We start from the raw sequence: 17,173 nt of genomic DNA, 5'->3' as shown, positions 1-17,173 counted from the left end.
GCAGAGGAAAAGAGGGCGCAGGTCATGCGCCCTCTCGGAGTGCGTTTTATTCGGCTTCTTTCGTCATGTTCCAGAAGACCGGAACCGGCGACGGAATCATGTTCTGGATCGTGTTCCGACGGGCCTGTGGAATGATGTATTCGCCCATCATGATGTAGTTCACGTTGTCCATCACATGTTCCTGGATCTTGACGGCGACTTCTTTCTGGGCCGCCGCGTCAGGTGCCGCAACGAAATCGGCACGCAGCTGTTCGATCTCGGGATCGGTCGGCCAGCCAAACCAGGCATCGTCGCCACGTCCGTTGACCATCACGTTGATCAAGGGATCAGAGACTTCAGGCACCATCCAGTTGGTGAAGAACATGTTCCAGCCACCCTCGGCGACCGGGCTTTGCTGGGCGCGGCGCTGAACGACCGACTGCCAGTCCATGGACTGCATATCGACCTCGAAACCTGCTTCGCGCAGGGCTTGCGCCGCCACGACAGGCTGGTTGATCAGACTGATGACGTCCGTCGGTGCCATCAGCACGATCGGCGTGCCATCGTATCCCGCCTCTTCCAGCAAGGCCTTGGCTTTCTCGATGTTCGCGCCGGTGGTCAGGTCTTCCGATCCGCTCTCGTCTCCAAGAGGGGTCGAGCAGCCGAAGATCGCACCGCAGACGTTGTAGTATGCCGGGTCACCCTGCATCGTCGCCAACATCGATTCCTGATCAAGTGCCGCCATGGCCGCCTGACGAATCAACTTGTTGTCGAAGGGGGGCAGCAGGTGGTTCGGACGCCCGATCGTGACATAGCCCAGTTCATCACGCTTTTCGACCGTGACATCGGGGTTGCCTGAAATGATCGGCATCAGGTCGATCTGGACCTGTTCCAGATAGTCGATTTCCCCCGCGGAAAGCGCGTTGAGCGCCGTCAGGGCATCCGGCATGGTGGTCCAGACCACCTTGTCGACGTTCACGACCTTGCCGCCGGCCATCCAGGATGCGGGTTCGTCGCGCGGTACGTAATCGTCGAACTTCTCGTAGGTGACGTTCACGCCGGGTTCATATTCGGCTTCGTTGAACACGAACGGGCCCGATCCGATGTATTCGGTGATCGTCTCGTCCGAAGAGGTTTCGGCGACCCGCGCGGGCATGATGAATGGCGGCACGGCGGATTGCTTGGAAATCACATCAAGCAAGGGCGCGAAGGGCTTGCTGAGCGTCCAGACGACGGTTTTATCATCCGGCGCTTCAAGGCTTGCGGTCACGTCAAAGATCAACTGGCCGCCGGAATCCTTTTTGCCCCAACGGTTTAGCGAGGCGACGACATCCGCGCCGGTGACAGGCGCGCCATCGTGAAACGTCAGCCCGTCGCGCAAGGTAAACGTGTAAACCAGACCGTCATCCGAAATTTCCCAGCTGGCCATCTGCGGCTGCGGGGCAAAGTTTTCGTCAACGGCGGTCAGCACGTCATAGATCATGTAGCCGTGGTTACGGGTTATATGTGCCGTGGTGATGACAGGGTCGAGCACGCGCAGGCCCGAATGCATCACCGCTGTGATGGTGGTTTCGTCTTCCTGTGCGGATAGGGCTGCAGGTGACAGCAGCGCCGTGCATGTCAGCAAAGCCGCCGCCACACCGCGGGAGTGTTTGAGTGCAGATCTTAAAGTCAGCATGTTGGTTTCCCATGTTGGTTGTCGGTTTGGTTATGTTGGACCCCGGCAGAGAAACCGCCGGTGTCGGGGTGCCGATCTTCGGCACGCAGGTCCCCGAAAAGGGGGCCATTCGGAGAAAGCCGGAGCTCCGGACGCAGCCGCGTGAACGGCAGGTCGGAAGGCGAGAACGGCATCGGGCCCGGCGCACATGCCACAAGGATGTTGCGCGCAATCGGCGCGAAATCGGCCCGGAAATGGGTAGAACTCTTGACGACGAGGATCTCTTGTTCCTCGGGGGTGACACCGACGAACCGGAACATCTCGCGGTCTGCCATCTGTGCGATGGTGCTGGTTACCACGACCCGGACACCGCCGATCCTGAGGCAGGCAGAGGGACCGAGGTCCAGATGCGTGCCGCCATAATAGGGACCGGTCGCCTGGACATGCCCGTCCGACAGCGCCTCGACCAAAGCATCGGCTTCGACCGGACCATCATCTGGCAGGCCGGGATGGCCGCCGATACGGAAACGGGCGGTTGCCCCCTGCCCCAGCTCATGCGCCCGGGCCGCCGCTGCGGGGTCCACGATCAGGCCGATGGCGGCGTTGGATGCATGAGCAGCGATCAGTGCGCGCAACATACCCGTGGTCGCCGAAACGCCGCCCGCACCCGGATTGTCCTGGGTGTCGGCGATGATTACCGGACCTTCCCCGCCAAGATCAAGAAGACGCCTGGCCTCGACCAACGCGCTGTCAGCGTCGAACGTCACGGTTTCGAATTTCGTGCGCGCCGCCTCGTAAGCGGCGGCAATGGCATCGGCGGCGCGGTCGGCCGCGGCCTGCGTCGTGCCAAAGGCGATGGCCGTCGGGCCGCAATCAGGGATGTCCGTCGCAGGGAACCCCATGAACAACGATGCCGACAGCGCCCCGTCCGTTTCGAACTGCGCGAGACTGCCGTAAAGATCCTTGGCCGGGGCGATATCAGTGGACTGGAAGGGAATTGGCACGAGATAGGACATGCGCCGAAAGGCCTTGGCCGGACGCGATTCCGTTTGCATCATGTCGTTCAAAAGTTGCGCGGCACGCGCGCCGGTGGCCGCCATGTCCACATGCGGATAGGTCCGGAACCCTGCAAGGACATCAACCGTTTGCACGAATTCCTCTGAGATGTTGCCGTGCAGGTCCAGCGCCGCGGCGATCGGCACATCCGGCCCCACCACGGCACGCACGCGCCGCGCAAGCTCGCCCTCGCCATCGTCCAGATGTTCGGCGACCATCGCGCCGTGAAGATCCAGAAAGACACCGTCAAGCGGCCTGGCGGCGGCGATGCCTTCCACGATTTCGGTCGCGATCTGTTCAAATGCTTCGCGTGTGACATGGGCCGACGGAATGGCACCTGCCCAAACGATAGGCACAACATTCCAGCCAAATCCCCGCGCCTCGCGCAGCGCCCCGGACATGCCCAGATTGACCGAGGCGAAGGCAGGCAAGATCGCGTCACCGCGCGTCCACGGAACGTATCCACCGCCAGCGCGAAACGCCGCCAAATCCGCCGGTGCCGGTGCGAACGTGTTGGTTTCATGAAGAAAACCAGCCATTGCCACTCTCATGTGACGTTCCTTCTTGGGTTGCGATCTTGGGCAAGGTGCAAAAGATCGAGCCTTGTGTATCGCACAGCAATACTTCTATAGTGCTATGCAAGCGTAGAGACCGATCCCGAGATTCGTCAACCCAGAGAGTAGTATGACAAGTATTTTGCGTGCCGATATTCCGTTAAAGGCTAATTTTCAGGCAGAGGGTGACAGGCTTTTTGTTCAGTCGGTGGGGCGCGCAATGCAGGTGCTAAGCGCCTTTCATCTTGCTGACGGCCCCCTCAGCCTGACAGAGGTGGCCGCGCGCGCGGGAATAGACCGGTCGGCGGCACAGCGGTTGATCCACACGCTGCTCACGCTGGGCTATATCCGGCGCAGCTGGGATGATCGTGGATACCTGCCCGGACTGCGGCTGCTGGATCACACGCTGGATTTGCTGCGGCTTGATCCGGTGATCCAGAAGGCGACCCCTGTTCTTCTGGAATTGCGCAAGACGATCCATGAACGGGTGGATTTCAGCCTGTTTGACCAGACACGGCTGATCTACGCCCTGCGCATGCAAAGCAAACGTGAAACTTTTTACGCCACGCTGGTGGGCCATAGCGTGCCGACCTATTGCACTGCCGGGGGCCGTGCGGTGCTGTCCGCCTTGTCGGACGATGCGGCCCGTGATGTGATCATGCAGACCAACTTGAAGGCCTATACGACCAAGACGCAAACCGACCCTGACGCCATCATCGAACTGGTCGGCCAGGCGCGCAAGGACGGCTATGCCGTGGTCGTCGACGAATTCGTACAGGGAGAGGTCGCGATCGGTGTCGCAGTGACCCGGCGGGATGGCATGCCTTTGGGTGCGATCCACGTGGCCGGATCATTGTCGGAATGGACGCCCGAGGGCTTCGTCTCCCAAGCCGCACCGCTTGCGACCGTTGCCGCGCGCAACATCATCGGGAGCCTGTAACGGTTGCGTATCTGACCGGGGATGTCGCGCCAATTATTGTCCAGTCGGTCCATGCTCGATAAGGGTATCCGGCTCTGGACAATTCGCCCCCCCCTGTGGCTCGTCTCTTATCCTGCGAGGTGGCAAGGCAAAGAATGAGGTGTCACTGTCTTCGAGTGTCATTAAGCACTGGTCGAAATAATCATTTTGGATGGTGATCAGGAGTGGGACTGTCCAGGTCACAAGTGGCTTTTCCGCTTGTTACACCTTCAGTCGCGATCCGATAAAGTTCTGGCGTCTTGCAGTGTCTCGCTGCAGTGCACGGGGGGCCAGCCCCCCGACCCCCGGGATATTTTTGAGCCAGAGAAGAAGCAGATCGTCGGTTGGCGAGGCGTGACCACTTGGGAACAAAGATGAGGAGAGCCTTGGCCCTCCTCATGAGTTTCGCCGTTCAGGCTCAATATGTTAACCGCTCGATATTCTAGTTGCCTGCGGCCTGAACGTCGTCAAGGGGCGAGCGCACCCGCCCCGTGTCGGTCGCAAAACCCTTGGGCTTGCGTTGGGGCAAAGGCAAACATTTATCGGAAAATGCCCGCCTTTGCCCGGATTGCATCAGCTACACCCGGACGTGCCGCCGCAGGTGTTGCATTTCATGCAGGTGCCGTTGCGCACCAGTGTGTAGTTGCCGCACTCGCCGCAGGCCTCGCCCTCGTAGCCTTGCATCTTGGCCTTGGTGCGGGCGTCGATGCCGACCGAGCCGCTGGATACAGCGGTGGTCGAGGTCATGGCGCTGGCCACGGTGTGATTGGCAGTCTGCGTGACCTGAGCCTCGAGTGTGGCAACGGTGCCATCACCATTGCCGCCCTGAAGCAAGATCAGTTCTTGCGGCATCCGGTTGCGCAAATAGCCGGTCGAGCTGATCTGCTTGAGCACTTCGAGAGACCGCGATGCAGCACTTTCGGAGATTTCGCTCACGTTGCGCACGCCTTCTTCTTCGCCGCGGCCGATGGTGTCGAATGTGGCCCCTTCGGGTTGCACATGCGCCAGATCGGTGCGGTCCAGATAGCTGACCGCCAGTTCGCGGAAGATATAGTCAAGGATCGACGTTGCGTTCTTGATGCTGTCGTTGCCCTGAACCATGCCCGCCGGTTCGAACTTGGTGAAAGTGAAGGCATCGACGAATTCCTCGAGCGGGACGCCGTATTGCAGACCGACCGATACGGCGATGGCAAAGTTGTTCATCATCGCGCGGAAGCCGGCACCCTCTTTGTGCATGTCGATAAAGATCTCGCCCAGCTTGCCGTCACCATATTCGCCGGTCCGCAGGTAGACCTTGTGCCCGCCGACGATGGCCTTTTGGGTATAGCCCTTGCGGCGCTGAGGCATCTTTTCGCGGTGCGATTTGATGATCTCTTTGACGATGACCTTTTCGACGATCTTTTCGGCCAGCACCACGGCTTTGTCGTGGATGTTGCCCGATTCCAGCGTTTCTGCTGCTTCGTCGTCATCCTCGACCAGCGCGGATGCCAAAGGCTGCGACAGTTTCGAACCGTCACGGTACAGGGCGTTGGCTTTGACACCCAGCGACCAGGACAGCTCATAGGCCTTCTGGCAGTCTTCAATGGTTGCATCGTTGGGCATGTTGATCGTCTTGGAGATCGCCCCCGAGATGAACGACTGTGCCGCTGCCATCATGTAAATGTGACTGTTGACCGACAGGTAACGCTTGCCCTTCTTGCCGCAGGGGTTGGCGCAATCGAAGATATTATAGTGCTCTGGCTTGAGATGCGGCGCGCCTTCCAGCGTCATGGTCCCGCAAACGTGGTCGTTGGCCGCATCTACGTCCTTTTTGGAGAAACCCAGGGATTTCAACAGGTCAAACGTCGGATCGTTCAGCTTGTCAGCCGGGATGCCAAGCACTTGGGTGCAGAATTCTTCACCCAAGGTCCACTGGTTGAACACAAAGCGGATGTCGAATGCCTGCGCCAGTGCCGCATCCACCTTGGCCAGTTCGTTCGCCCCAAAACCGTGACCGACCAGCGTGGTGTGGTTGATGCCCGGTGCGTTGCCGATGCTGCCGTGGCCAACGGCATAGGCCACGATCTCTTCGATCTGGGCAGACCCGTAGCCAAGCTTTTCCAAGGCCGCCGGAACCGACTGGTTGATGATCTTGAAGTAACCACCGCCCGCGAGCTTCTTGAATTTTACCAGCGCAAAGTCAGGTTCGATCCCTGTAGTGTCGCAATCCATGACCAGGCCGATGGTGCCCGTCGGCGCAATCACCGACACTTGCGCATTGCGGTAGCCGTTCTGTTCGCCAAGGCGGAGCGCTTCGTCCCAGGTCGAAGTCGCGACTTCGATCAGGGCCTGCTGGGGGCAGTTCGCATGGTCCAGCGGCACGGGCTTGACCGACAGGTTTTCGTAGCCGTCCGCCTTGCCGTAGGCCGCATTGCGGTGGTTGCGGATGACGCGCAGCATGTGGTCGGCGTTTTTCTTGTAGCCCGGGAAGGACCCCAGTTCGCCAGCAATTTCGGCAGATGTGGCATAGGATACACCGGTCATGATCGCGGTCAGGGCACCACACAGGGCACGGCCTTCGTCGCTGTCATAGCTGAAACCCATGTTCATCAGCAAACCGCCGATGTTGGCATAGCCCAGACCCAACGTGCGGAAGTCATAGGACCGCTGCGCGATTTCCTTGGACGGGAACTGCGCCATCATCACCGAGATTTCCAGCGTGACGGTCCACAGACGCGACGCGTGCATGTAGTCTTCGACCATGAATTCGCCGTCTTCCAGGAAGGTCAGCAGGTTCATCGACGCTAGGTTACAGGCGGTGTCATCCAGGAACATGTATTCGGAACAAGGGTTTGATCCGCGGATCGCGCCATCTTCGGGGCAAGTGTGCCAGTCGTTGACCGTATCGTGGTACTGGATGCCCGGATCGGCACAGGCCCATGCGGCATGGCCAACCTGTTCCCAAAGATCACGGGCACGGATGGTTTTCGACACGCGACCTGTTGTGCGGTCCATCAATTCCCAATCCGCGTCTTTTTCGACAGCGTGCAGGAACGCGTTTGTCACGCGGATCGAGTTGTTGGAATTCTGGCCGGAGACGCTGGAATACGCTTCGGAATCCCAATCGGTGTCATAGGTCGGGAATTCGATCGACGTGTGGCCCTGCTTGGCATAATCCAGCACGCGCTTGACGTAAGTCTCGGGGATCGCGCATTTCTTTGCGTCCTTGATCGCGGCCTTCAGCTGGTCGTTCTTGGCGGGGTCATAGGCATCGGCCTGAATGCCGTCCCATGCCTTGATCGCGGCGAAAAGCTTGTTCAGCTCGCGTTCGTGCATTTTTGAGCCTGCGACGATGGACGCCACCTTCTGCTCTTCGATGACCTTCCAGTTGATGAAATCCTCGATATCGGGGTGGTCCGCATCAACGATCACCATTTTCGCGGCACGTCGCGTGGTGCCGCCGGATTTGATCGCACCTGCAGCGCGGTCACCGATTTTCAGGAAACCCATCAGGCCGGACGATTTGCCGCCGCCCGACAGTTTCTCACCAGCGCCACGCAAGGACGAAAAGTTGGTGCCGGTGCCGGAACCGTATTTGAACAGGCGCGCTTCACGAACCCAAAGATCCATGATGCCGCCATCGCCGACCAGATCATCAGCAACAGACTGGATAAAGCACGCGTGTGGCTGCGGGTGTTCGTAGGAGGAGGTCGACCGTGTCAGCTTGCCCGTCTTGTAATCGACATAATAGTGACCCTGCGCCGGGCCATCGATCCCGTAGGCCCAGTGCAGGCCGGTGTTGAACCACTGCGGGCTGTTCGGCGCGCCGCGCTGCGAGGCCAGGATGTGGCGCATTTCGTCATAATAGGCTTGGGCGTCTTCTTCGGTGGTGAAATAACCACCCTTCCAACCCCAATAAGCCCATGCACCGGCCAGACGGTCGAATACCTGCTTTGAGGACGTCTCGCCGCTCATGGTGGCGTCTTCTGTGGGGACAGAGCGCCACAGGAATTCAGGGACGCCCTTTTCCTTGATCTTCTTGGTCGCCGACGGCACGCCGGCCTTGCGGAAATATTTCTGTGCGATGACGTCAGACGCCACCTGACTCCAGCTGGAGGGGACTTCGACGTTATCGAGGTGGAAAACCACCGACCCGTCCGGGTTACGAATTTCGGAAACTGTGCTCACGAAATCCAGATCAGCGTAAGCATCTTTCCCGGATGTGGTGAATTTTCTTTCGATTTTCATAGGTGCTGCCCCATTTACTTCAGCTCTACATTCAAAGGCTCAATCTGACATTGCAGACCGCCCGGCGATATCGGCGAAGGACAAGACTTCCGCACCAGCGCGCCCCTCTCGGGACCCACTGGAACCTCTTCAACGTGCAAAAACGATTGCGTTTGCCTTACCTGCCTCTTTGGTCCGCCGCCTAGCGTTTACCACTAGATATAGTGGCGTGACCGTCGATCTACACAACTTGACGTATTTGGGCCTAGCGGGTCAACGCCTTTATTCTCCAAATGTCAGAAGTTCAGGCTTGACCGGATGTGCGTTTTTTGAGGCACCCCATGCGCGGGTGATTCAATACATTAATATGCACAGGGGGGAGCCTTGGCCGCGCTGCATGGCCGCTTGGGGATAAGTCAATAATGACGCAGGTTTAGCATGAGCCGCTCATCCGATGGGTGAGATATCCACAAAACGCTTCACAGCGATCTGGGGATAATTCCGGGTACGACATCTGTGCTGAAAAAAATTGCAGCCCCAAGATGTAGCGTAAAGATCCGTGCAGATCGGCAACATATAGCGAGGCTCGCCAAACACAAATAGAGTGTCCGATCTGCGTAAAGCAGATCAGAAACACTATATGTAGATGGTTCTTAAAGTGGTCGGGGCGAGAAGATTCGAACTTCCGACCCCCTGTACCCAAAACAGGTGCGCTACCAGGCTGCGCCACGCCCCGACTGCGGCCTACTTAGCTTCAAGTGATCTGATTGAAAAGCCCTAACTTCACTGAAAATGACAGTTTAACAGGGCCACGCCGGATTAAGTTCGGCAAAGACCCGATGGCGCAGCTCGGAACCCACTGTAATGCCCATCCGTTTGGCCAAACCGCCGTTGATTTCGAGCACCGACAGCACGTTATCGCCGCCATCAATCGGTGTTTCATCATGGGGAATCGCATTGTGGTGGATGTGTTGGACAACACCACGGGAATCAATGAACAGCATATCGAGGGGAATCAGCGTGTTGCGCATCCAGAAGCTGGCCCGATGCGACTGGTCATAGACAAAAAGCATTCCGGCGCTGGCGGGCATGGTTTCGCGAAACATCAACCCGCGCGCGCGCTCGGCCCCGTCATCCGCAATCTCGACCGAGAATCGCGCCTGGCCCCAATCGCCACGCAGGGTGACGGCGTTCTCACTGCAATCGGCCGCGCCCGTAACAGGACCAGCCAGCAGTCCGCAAAATAAAACTATCGTAGCAAAGCTCAGCTTTGCGCCTGCCCTGTCTCGTCGATTGTAACGGTTTCCCATGCATGTACCTCGGCGGCCATATGGCCGCGCTCCCCCATGATTACGCGCAACGCCAGCGCTTCACCCGGCTGAAGATCGGACAGGCCCGACTGGCGCAAGACTTCGATGTGCAGAAAGATGTCGTCGGATCTGCCGAAGACATTGGCAAAACCGAAGCCTTTGGATTTATCAAACCACTTCACCCGCGCAGGTTCAATAGGCGCTGCCGCAACGATGTCGGGATCAACGCCGACGATATCGGACAACAGCGCTGTCTGCGGCATCTGCGGCGGATAGATTGCATGGACCTGCGTCGCCTGCACGCCCCGCTGGGTCTCGTGCGCCGTCAGCTCAATCCGTGCGCCGTCCGCGACCGAACTTTGGCCGTAATTGCGCAAGACGTTTACGTGCAGCAAGATGTCAGGCCCGCCCTCGTCAGACACGACAAAGCCGAAGCCCTTGGCCGGATCGAACCATTTGACCAAGCCGGTTGTCACGGCGTTATTGTTTTCTTCTTCTGACACAAATGTCCTTCGGTATTATCCAAACAGAGCATGCATTTTTTCGTAAAGGAATATATACGTTTGTACAGCCCTACGGGTTCAATCTGGTTACGGTCCAACGTGCAGATAGATCATCACGTCGCCAAACAAAGCGGTCGTGAAGTCGAAATTCGCCATCTGCCCAAAATTCAATTTCCAACGGGGCCAGCCGGTAGCCTCCCCAAAACGGCGGCCGTTCCGGATTTGCACCCTTCTTTGCCGTCACTTTCGCCACTTCCGTCATAAGTGCTGCCCGACTTGAAAGCGGCTTGGACTGATCGGAGGCCCAAGCCCCCAACCGGCTCTTGAGCGATCGGGACTTGTAATATGCGTCTGCCTTCGGGCCGTCTTCCTTGGAAATCAGCCCCCGCACGCGTACCTGCCGGCGCAGCGACTTCCAATGCATCACGAAAGCAGCCCTGCCCGCCTGATCCAGTTCCGCAGCCTTGGCACTGGTGTAATTGGTGTAGAAAACGAAAGCATCCGGCTCGATTTCCTTCAGCAAGACGACCCGCGAATTGGGCATGCCATCAGCGTCCACCGTCGACAGTGCAATCGCATTCGGGTCATTGATTTCGGAATCCGCGGCTTCCTCAAGCCACCTTTTGGCAATCCCGAACGGATCTTCGCCCGCAAATATGCCCTTACGCGTTTCCATGATTCTTACTGGCTTCCAAGTTTCCCTAAATTACCCTTACGTTAACAAGGCCCGAAATGAATTAACATAGCGCAACACCGAAAAGGCGCGCTTTAATCAAAAATTACGCCCTAAAGTTGTGCAGTCCGTTGATTATGGACTGTAGCCTTGATGCCCAAGGCCCTATGCAATAAAACGCATTATAATTCACTGACATAGTCTAAGGATGAACAATGGCAAACGACCTGATGGCAGGTAAGCGCGGGCTGATCATGGGCCTGGCCAACGACAAGTCAATCGCCTGGGGGATCGCACGCACCTTGGCAGACGCCGGTGCGGAACTCGCATTTTCCTATCAGGGCGAGGCGCTGAAAAAGCGGGTTGGCCCCCTTGCGGCACAATTGGGCAGCGATCTTGTCATTCCTTGTGACGTTGGGTCAGAAGAATCGATCGACGGCTTGTTCGACACTCTGAAGGAAAGCTGGGACAGCCTTGACTTCATCGTCCACGCGATCGGGTTTTCCGACAAGAATGAATTGCGCGGTCGCTACGTCGATACCAGCCGCGCCAATTTCACCATGTCGATGGATATTTCGGTGTATTCCTTCACCGCTGTGATGCAGCGTGCGGAAAAGATGATGAAGCCCGGCAGCAGTGCCGTGACGCTCACCTATTACGGTGCGGAAAAGGTCATGCCACATTACAACGTGATGGGCGTTGCCAAAGCGGCGCTCGAGGCGTCGGTGAAATACCTGGCCGAAGATCTTGGCAAGGACGGCATCCGCGTCAATGCGATCAGCGCCGGGCCGATCAAGACGCTGGCAGCCTCCGGCATCGGCGATTTCCGCTACATCATGAAGTGGAACGAATACAACTCGCCCCTGCGGCGCAATGTCACCATCGAGGATGTCGGCAAATCCGCTCTGTTCCTGCTCAGCGACCTGGGCAGCGGCACGACAGGCGAGAACCTGCATGTAGACGCGGGATACCACGTTGTCGGCATGAAGGCCGTAGACGCCCCCGACATGTCAAAGGAATAGGTGATGAGCAAAGATTCCTCCCGCCTGCCCCATGAAAAAGGTTTTCACATCAGCTGGGACCAGATCCATCGCGACAGCCGTGCGCTTGCATGGCGCCTCGACGGCATGGGCCCCGACGATGGCGCATGGCGTGCCGTGGTCGCGATCACCCGTGGCGGTATGGCCCCGGCGATGATCGCCGCGCGCGAACTGGACATTCGCACCGTCGACACCATCTCGATCAAGTCATACGACCACCAGGACCAATCCGAAGCGATCGTCCTGAAGGCCCCCGATGCCGATCTGATGGGCGACGGGACAGGCATCCTGATCATCGATGACCTCGTGGATTCGGGAAAGACGCTCGAAGTCGTGCGCAAACTGTACCCCCAAGCGCATCTTGCAACTGTCTATGCCAAGCCAAAGGGGCGGCCGCAGGTCGATACATTCATCACCGAAGTCAGCCAGGATACATGGATTTTCTTTCCCTGGGACATGGCGTTGCAATATGTCGAACCTTACCGCGGCAAAGACTAGGCGCACTTAAAAGATTTTATGCCTTCGGCGAGGATTTTAAGCCATTTGGAAAACGAAGCGCCCCGCGTCCCGTCTTCTCTGGCTCTTAAATATCCTCGCCGAAGGCATCCTCCCATTCCACCAGGAGCCATCCCCAGATGCTGACCCGCACCGCTTCCACTTTCGCTCCTCCCGTCATGGCCGCGCGCCGTTGGCTTTTTGGGGTCACCTTTTCCGCAGATCGCCCGCTGATCAACGTCAGCCAGGCCGCCCCGGTTGAACCGCCTCCCCAACCCTTGCGGCAGGTGATGGCGGATGTGGCGCTGACGCGCGATGATGCACATCTTTATGGGCCGGTTCTGGGTTTGGACGAATTGCGCGCGGAACTGGCAGCGCAAACCGCACGCCATTACGCGGGTGAGATCACGGCGGCACAGACGGCCATCACCTCGGGGTGCAATCAGGCCTTTGCCGCGGCAATTGCCACATTGTGCGGCGAAGGGGACGAGGTCATTCTGCCGACGCCGTGGTATTTCAACCACAAGATGTGGCTGGATATGTCCGGCGTCCGCTCTGTCGCCCTCAGGACCGGGCCGGACCTTTTGCCCGACCCCGAGGCGGCTGCCGCCTTGATCACCGACCGCACCCGCGCCATTGCTTTGGTGACCCCGAACAATCCGGGCGGCGTTGAATATCCCGCAGAACTTGTGCGCGCCTTTTTCGACCTGGCCCAGTCCCATGGCATCGCCTTGATCCTCGACGAGACTTACCGCGACTTTGACAGCCGCACCGGCCCGCCCCATGATCTGTTTCAGAACCCGGACTGGCAGGCGACGCTGATCCATCTTTACTCTTTTTCAAAAGCGTATCGTCTTACGGGACACCGCGTCGGTGCGATCATCGCTTCCGAGGCGCGCTTGGCCGAGGTTGAAAAGTTCCTTGACACAGTTGCGATCTGCCCCGGGCAGATCGGCCAGCATGCCGCCCTTTGGGGCATGCAGAACCTGTCGCAATGGCTTGCCGGTGAACGGGATGAAATCCTGGCCCGCCGTCAGGCGATCACCGACAACATGCATAAGATTACCCCGAAGGGGTGGAAACTGCTGGGCCTGGGCGGGTATTTTGCCTATCTGCACCATCCGTTCGAGGAAAGCTCGGCTGATCTTGGGCCACGCATGGTGCGCGATGCGGGTATCTTGTGTCTTCCCGGCACGATGTTTTGCCCCGACACAGACCCGACCGGCGCGCGTCAGTTACGTATCGCTTTCGCAAATCTGGACGCGCCCGGTATCAGTGTGCTTTTTGACCGGTTGGCCGTGCTTTAGACGCCCTCTTGCCCCCTTGGCGCGCACCGCATAGATAGGTGAAAATATGCGCAAAAGGGTAAGACTATGAAAGCCAAGGGCAATAGCGTCGCGAAAACCGCCGTCTGGATATTGATGGGGATGCTGATCCTTGGCCTTGGCGGCTTTGGGGCGGTGAACTTCAACGGTAATGTCAGCAGCATCGGCACCGTCGGCGACAAAGACATCTCGGTCGATCAATATGCCCGCGAGTTGCAGCAGCAAATCCGTGCCATCGAAGGCCAGACCGGCGAAACGCTGAGCTTTCAGCAAGCGCAGGCGATTGGTCTGGACCGCGCCGTCTTGCAGCGCCTTGTGCGCCTGCGGGCATTGGACAATGAAACCGCCGAAATGGGCATTTCCATCGGCGATGAAAACCTGCGCGAGCGCATCATCGATATCCCTTCGTTTCAGGGCATTGACGGCAATTTCGACCGCGAAGGCTATCGCTTTGCGCTGCAACAGGCAGGCCTGAGCGAAGCGGAGTTCGAGACATCGCTGCGCGAGGAAGCCGCGCGCAGTCTGCTCCAAGGTGCGATCAGCGGCGGCGTAACCATGCCCGACGTTTACGCCCAGACCCTGGTGAATTTCGTTGGCGAAAAGCGCAGCTTCACATGGGCGGCCTTGACCGAAGATGACCTGCAAACACCATTGGCAGCCCCTACCGATGCTGATCTTCAAGCATTCTATGATGCAAATCCGGAGAACTTTATGCTGCCTGCCAGCAAATCCATCACCTATATCATCCTGACGCCCCAAGACGTGCTGGACGAGGTCGAGATCACACAAGACGAACTGCGCAAGGCCTATGACGACCGCGCAGCGGACTTTATCCAGCCCGAACGTCGCCTGGTCGAACGGTTGGTGTTCCCCAATGAAGAGGCCGCGAACATGGCCGCTGCCGCCCTTGAGGTCAGCGGCACCACCTTTGACGCGCTGGTGCAGGACCGTGGTTTGACACTGGAGGACATCGATATGGGTGACGTGAGCCGCCTTGAGCTGGGAGCCGCAGGCGAAGCGGTATTTGCCGCCGAGGCCGGCGATGTCGTGGGCCCCCTGCCCAGCAACCTTGGACCCGCATTGTTTCGCGTAAACGGCATCTTGCCATCGCTGAACACCACCTTTGAAGAGGCAAGCCCCGCCTTGCAGCAGGACCTTGCAGGCGACCGTGCCGCGCGCCTTGTCGAAGTACGCGCCCAAGAGCTAGACGATCAGCTTGCCGGTGGGGCCACGCTGGAACAGCTGGCCGAGGAAACCAAGATGACTCTTGGCACCACTGAGTGGACTGCCGACAGCGACCAGGGCATCGCCGCCTATGAATCGTTCCGCGCTGCGGCCGCGGCCCTGACCGACGGTGATTTCCCCAAGATTGACCAGCTTGAAGATGGCAGCGTCTTTGCCCTGCGTCTGGACGGCACCAAGCCCGAGCGCCCGAATCCCTTCGAGGATGCACGCGCATCGGTCGCCGCGGCCTGGACCGCCGATCAACTGCTGCAAGCGCTGACCGCGCAGGCCGAAACGGCGCAAAGCGCGCTGGAAGGCGGCAGTGACTTTGCCGATCTTGGGCTGACACCGACCGACCAGCAGAACCTGACGCGCGAGGCGGTGATTTCGGGGGCCCCCGACGGTCTGATGACCGAAGTGTTCGACGCGGCCCCCGGCGATATTCGCACCATCGCAGGCACGGACAGCGTCGCGATCCTGCGGGTTGATAGCATCACTGCTGCCGAAGAATCCGAACAGACCCGTCAATTGCTGGACCAACTGACAACGCAGCTCAATCAGCAGCTTAGCCAGGATGTCTTTGCGCTGTACTCCAGCGACGTCGTGCGCCGTACCGCGCCGATGATTGACCAGCAGGCGATCAACGCCGTTCATGTGAACTTCCCCTAAAAAGGCGCGATATGTCCCTGACCCCTGATTTCGACAGCTTTGCCGCGGGCTATGCGGCTGGCAAGAACCAGATTGTCTACACCCGTCTGGCCGCCGATCTGGATACGCCCGTATCCTTGATGCTGAAACTAACGGGTGCGGCGCAAAACGCCTTTGTGCTTGAATCCGTGACCGGCGGTGAGATCCGAGGGCGTTATTCGATCATCGGGATGAAACCTGACGTGATCTGGCGCTGCAAGGGTACAACATCGGCGCTGAACCGGTCCGCCCGCTATGACGCCGACGCGTTCGAGGATATTCCGGGCGACCCGCTGGATGCCTTGCGGGCACTGATCGCTGAATCCAGGATCGACCTGCCCGCCGACCTGCCCCAGGCTGCCGCAGGCCTGTTCGGCTATCTGGGCTACGACATGATCCGGCTGGTCGAACATTTGCCAAACGTAAACCCAGATCCGCTGGGCCTGCCTGATGCCATGATGGTACGCCCGTCCGTGATTGCCGTGCTTGACGGCGTCAAGGGCGAGGTCACGATCGTATCGCCCGCGTGGGTGTCTGACGGTCAGACCGCCAAGGCCGCCTTTGCCCAGGCCGCCGAACGCGTGATGGATGCGGTGCGTGATCTGGAACGGTCCATGCCCGGTGCCAGCCGTGATCTGGGCGAGGCCCACGAAGAAGCCGCACCCGTCAGCAACTTTACCCGTGAAGGCTATAAGTCTGCCGTTGAAAAGGCCCGCGACTATATCGTCGCCGGTGACATCTTTCAGGTGGTGCCGTCGCAACGCTGGGCGCAGGGGTTTTCGCAGCCGCCCTTTGCGCTGTATCGCAGCTTGCGGCGGACAAACCCGTCGCCTTTCATGTTCTATTTCAACTTCGGCGACTTCCACGTGGTCGGGGCATCGCCTGAAATCCTCGTGCGGGTGTTCGGCAAGGAAATCACCATTCGCCCCGTCGCAGGGACGCGCCGACGCGGTGCGACCGAAGAAGAAGACCGCGCCTTGGAAGCAGACCTGCTGGCCGACGAAAAGGAGCTGGCAGAGCATCTGATGCTGCTTGATCTGGGCCGTAACGATGTGGGCCGCGTTGCCAAGATCGGGACCGTGCGCCCGACCGAAGAATTCATCGTCGAGAAATACAGCCACGTCATGCATATTGTATCCAACGTGGTCGGCGAACTGCGCGATGACCGCGATGCGCTGGATGCGTTCTTTGCGGGGATGCCTGCGGGGACGGTATCAGGTGCCCCTAAGGTCCGCGCGATGGAGATCATCGACGAGCTGGAACCGGAGAAGCGCGGGCTTTATGGCGGTGGCGTGGGGTATTTCAGCGCGGGCGGCGACATGGACATGTGCATCGCGCTGCGTACGGCCGTGATCAAGGATAAAACCCTTTATATTCAGGCCGGTGGGGGTGTCGTCTATGACAGCGATGCCGAGGCGGAATATATGGAAACCGTGCATAAATCCGACGCGATCCGCCGCGCGGCCGCCGATGCGGCGCGCTTTGCCGGAAACGGGAACACCTGAC

General features: G+C 59.0%; 12 protein-coding genes and 1 tRNA gene. 6 read left to right on the top strand and 7 right to left on the bottom strand.

The features are described 5' to 3' along the window. Positions 1-46: 46 nt before the first annotated feature. Both RGAI101_RS01500 and RGAI101_RS01495 read right to left on the bottom strand, forming a co-directional pair. A complete protein-coding gene (locus tag RGAI101_RS01500; protein ID WP_037227096.1) occupies positions 47-1,657 on the bottom strand; it encodes an ABC transporter substrate-binding protein in 1,611 nt (536 codons plus the stop codon). Next, positions 1,651-3,231, bottom strand: a complete 1,581-nt coding sequence (locus RGAI101_RS01495; protein WP_008228205.1) for a M81 family metallopeptidase — start codon at positions 3,229-3,231, stop codon at positions 1,651-1,653. Before RGAI101_RS01495 ends, RGAI101_RS01500 begins: the two co-directional genes overlap by 7 nt. A 145-nt stretch (positions 3,232-3,376) precedes the next feature. On the opposite strand from RGAI101_RS01495, the gene RGAI101_RS01490 reads away from it, so the two are divergent. Further along, positions 3,377-4,186, top strand: a complete 810-nt coding sequence (locus tag RGAI101_RS01490; RefSeq protein WP_008227223.1) for an IclR family transcriptional regulator — start codon at positions 3,377-3,379, stop codon at positions 4,184-4,186. Between the two features lie 591 nt (positions 4,187-4,777). Here the strand turns inward: RGAI101_RS01490 and RGAI101_RS01485 are convergent. From RGAI101_RS01485 to pdxH, 5 genes are all read right to left on the bottom strand, one after another. After that, positions 4,778-8,431 carry a vitamin B12-dependent ribonucleotide reductase gene (locus RGAI101_RS01485; RefSeq protein ID WP_008226142.1) on the bottom strand — a complete coding sequence of 1,218 codons (3,654 nt, stop codon included), beginning with the start codon at positions 8,429-8,431 and terminating at the stop codon, positions 4,778-4,780. A gap of 638 nt (positions 8,432-9,069) precedes the next feature. Then, positions 9,070-9,146 (bottom strand) — tRNA-Pro (locus tag RGAI101_RS01480). Positions 9,147-9,210: 64 nt separating this feature from the next. Next, positions 9,211-9,720: a DUF192 domain-containing protein gene (locus RGAI101_RS01475; protein ID WP_037227094.1), complete on the bottom strand. Its 510-nt coding sequence runs from the start codon at positions 9,718-9,720 to the stop codon at positions 9,211-9,213. Continuing rightward, a complete protein-coding gene (locus RGAI101_RS01470) occupies positions 9,675-10,223 on the bottom strand; it encodes a cold-shock protein (RefSeq protein ID WP_008228454.1) in 549 nt (182 codons plus the stop codon). The genes RGAI101_RS01475 and RGAI101_RS01470 overlap by 46 nt, the downstream gene beginning before the upstream one ends. A 70-nt stretch (positions 10,224-10,293) precedes the next feature. Further along, positions 10,294-10,899, bottom strand: a complete 606-nt coding sequence (gene pdxH / locus RGAI101_RS01465; protein WP_008225340.1) for a pyridoxamine 5'-phosphate oxidase — start codon at positions 10,897-10,899, stop codon at positions 10,294-10,296. Between the two features lie 212 nt (positions 10,900-11,111). Between pdxH and fabI the strand changes: the two genes are divergently transcribed. The 5 genes from fabI to trpE all read left to right on the top strand — a co-directional run bounded on the left by fabI (position 11,112) and on the right by trpE (position 17,172). Further along, the gene (fabI, locus tag RGAI101_RS01460) at positions 11,112-11,918 is read left to right on the top strand and encodes an enoyl-ACP reductase FabI (protein ID WP_008225387.1); all 807 of its coding nucleotides are present in this window, start codon (positions 11,112-11,114) and stop codon (positions 11,916-11,918) included. Positions 11,919-11,921: 3 nt separating this feature from the next. Further along, a complete protein-coding gene (gene gpt / locus RGAI101_RS01455) occupies positions 11,922-12,434 on the top strand; it encodes a xanthine phosphoribosyltransferase (RefSeq protein ID WP_008227237.1) in 513 nt (170 codons plus the stop codon). A gap of 176 nt (positions 12,435-12,610) precedes the next feature. Next, positions 12,611-13,738 carry an aminotransferase gene (locus RGAI101_RS01450; RefSeq protein ID WP_008229002.1) on the top strand — a complete coding sequence of 376 codons (1,128 nt, stop codon included), beginning with the start codon at positions 12,611-12,613 and terminating at the stop codon, positions 13,736-13,738. A gap of 66 nt (positions 13,739-13,804) precedes the next feature. After that, positions 13,805-15,649: a peptidyl-prolyl cis-trans isomerase gene (locus RGAI101_RS01445; RefSeq protein ID WP_008226380.1), complete on the top strand. Its 1,845-nt coding sequence runs from the start codon at positions 13,805-13,807 to the stop codon at positions 15,647-15,649. Positions 15,650-15,660: 11 nt separating this feature from the next. Next, complete coding sequence (gene trpE / locus RGAI101_RS01440; protein ID WP_008227231.1) at positions 15,661-17,172, top strand: anthranilate synthase component I; 1,512 nt, start codon at positions 15,661-15,663, stop codon at positions 17,170-17,172. The last annotated feature ends 1 nt before the right edge of the window (position 17,173 follow it).

Origin of the sequence: Roseobacter sp. GAI101 (assembly GCF_000156335.1) — a bacterium.
In the GTDB taxonomy this organism is placed as follows: Bacteria; Pseudomonadota; Alphaproteobacteria; order Rhodobacterales; family Rhodobacteraceae; genus Sulfitobacter.
The sequence above is the reverse complement of the archived record's forward strand: the minus strand, read 5'-3'. Positions and strand labels throughout refer to the sequence as shown.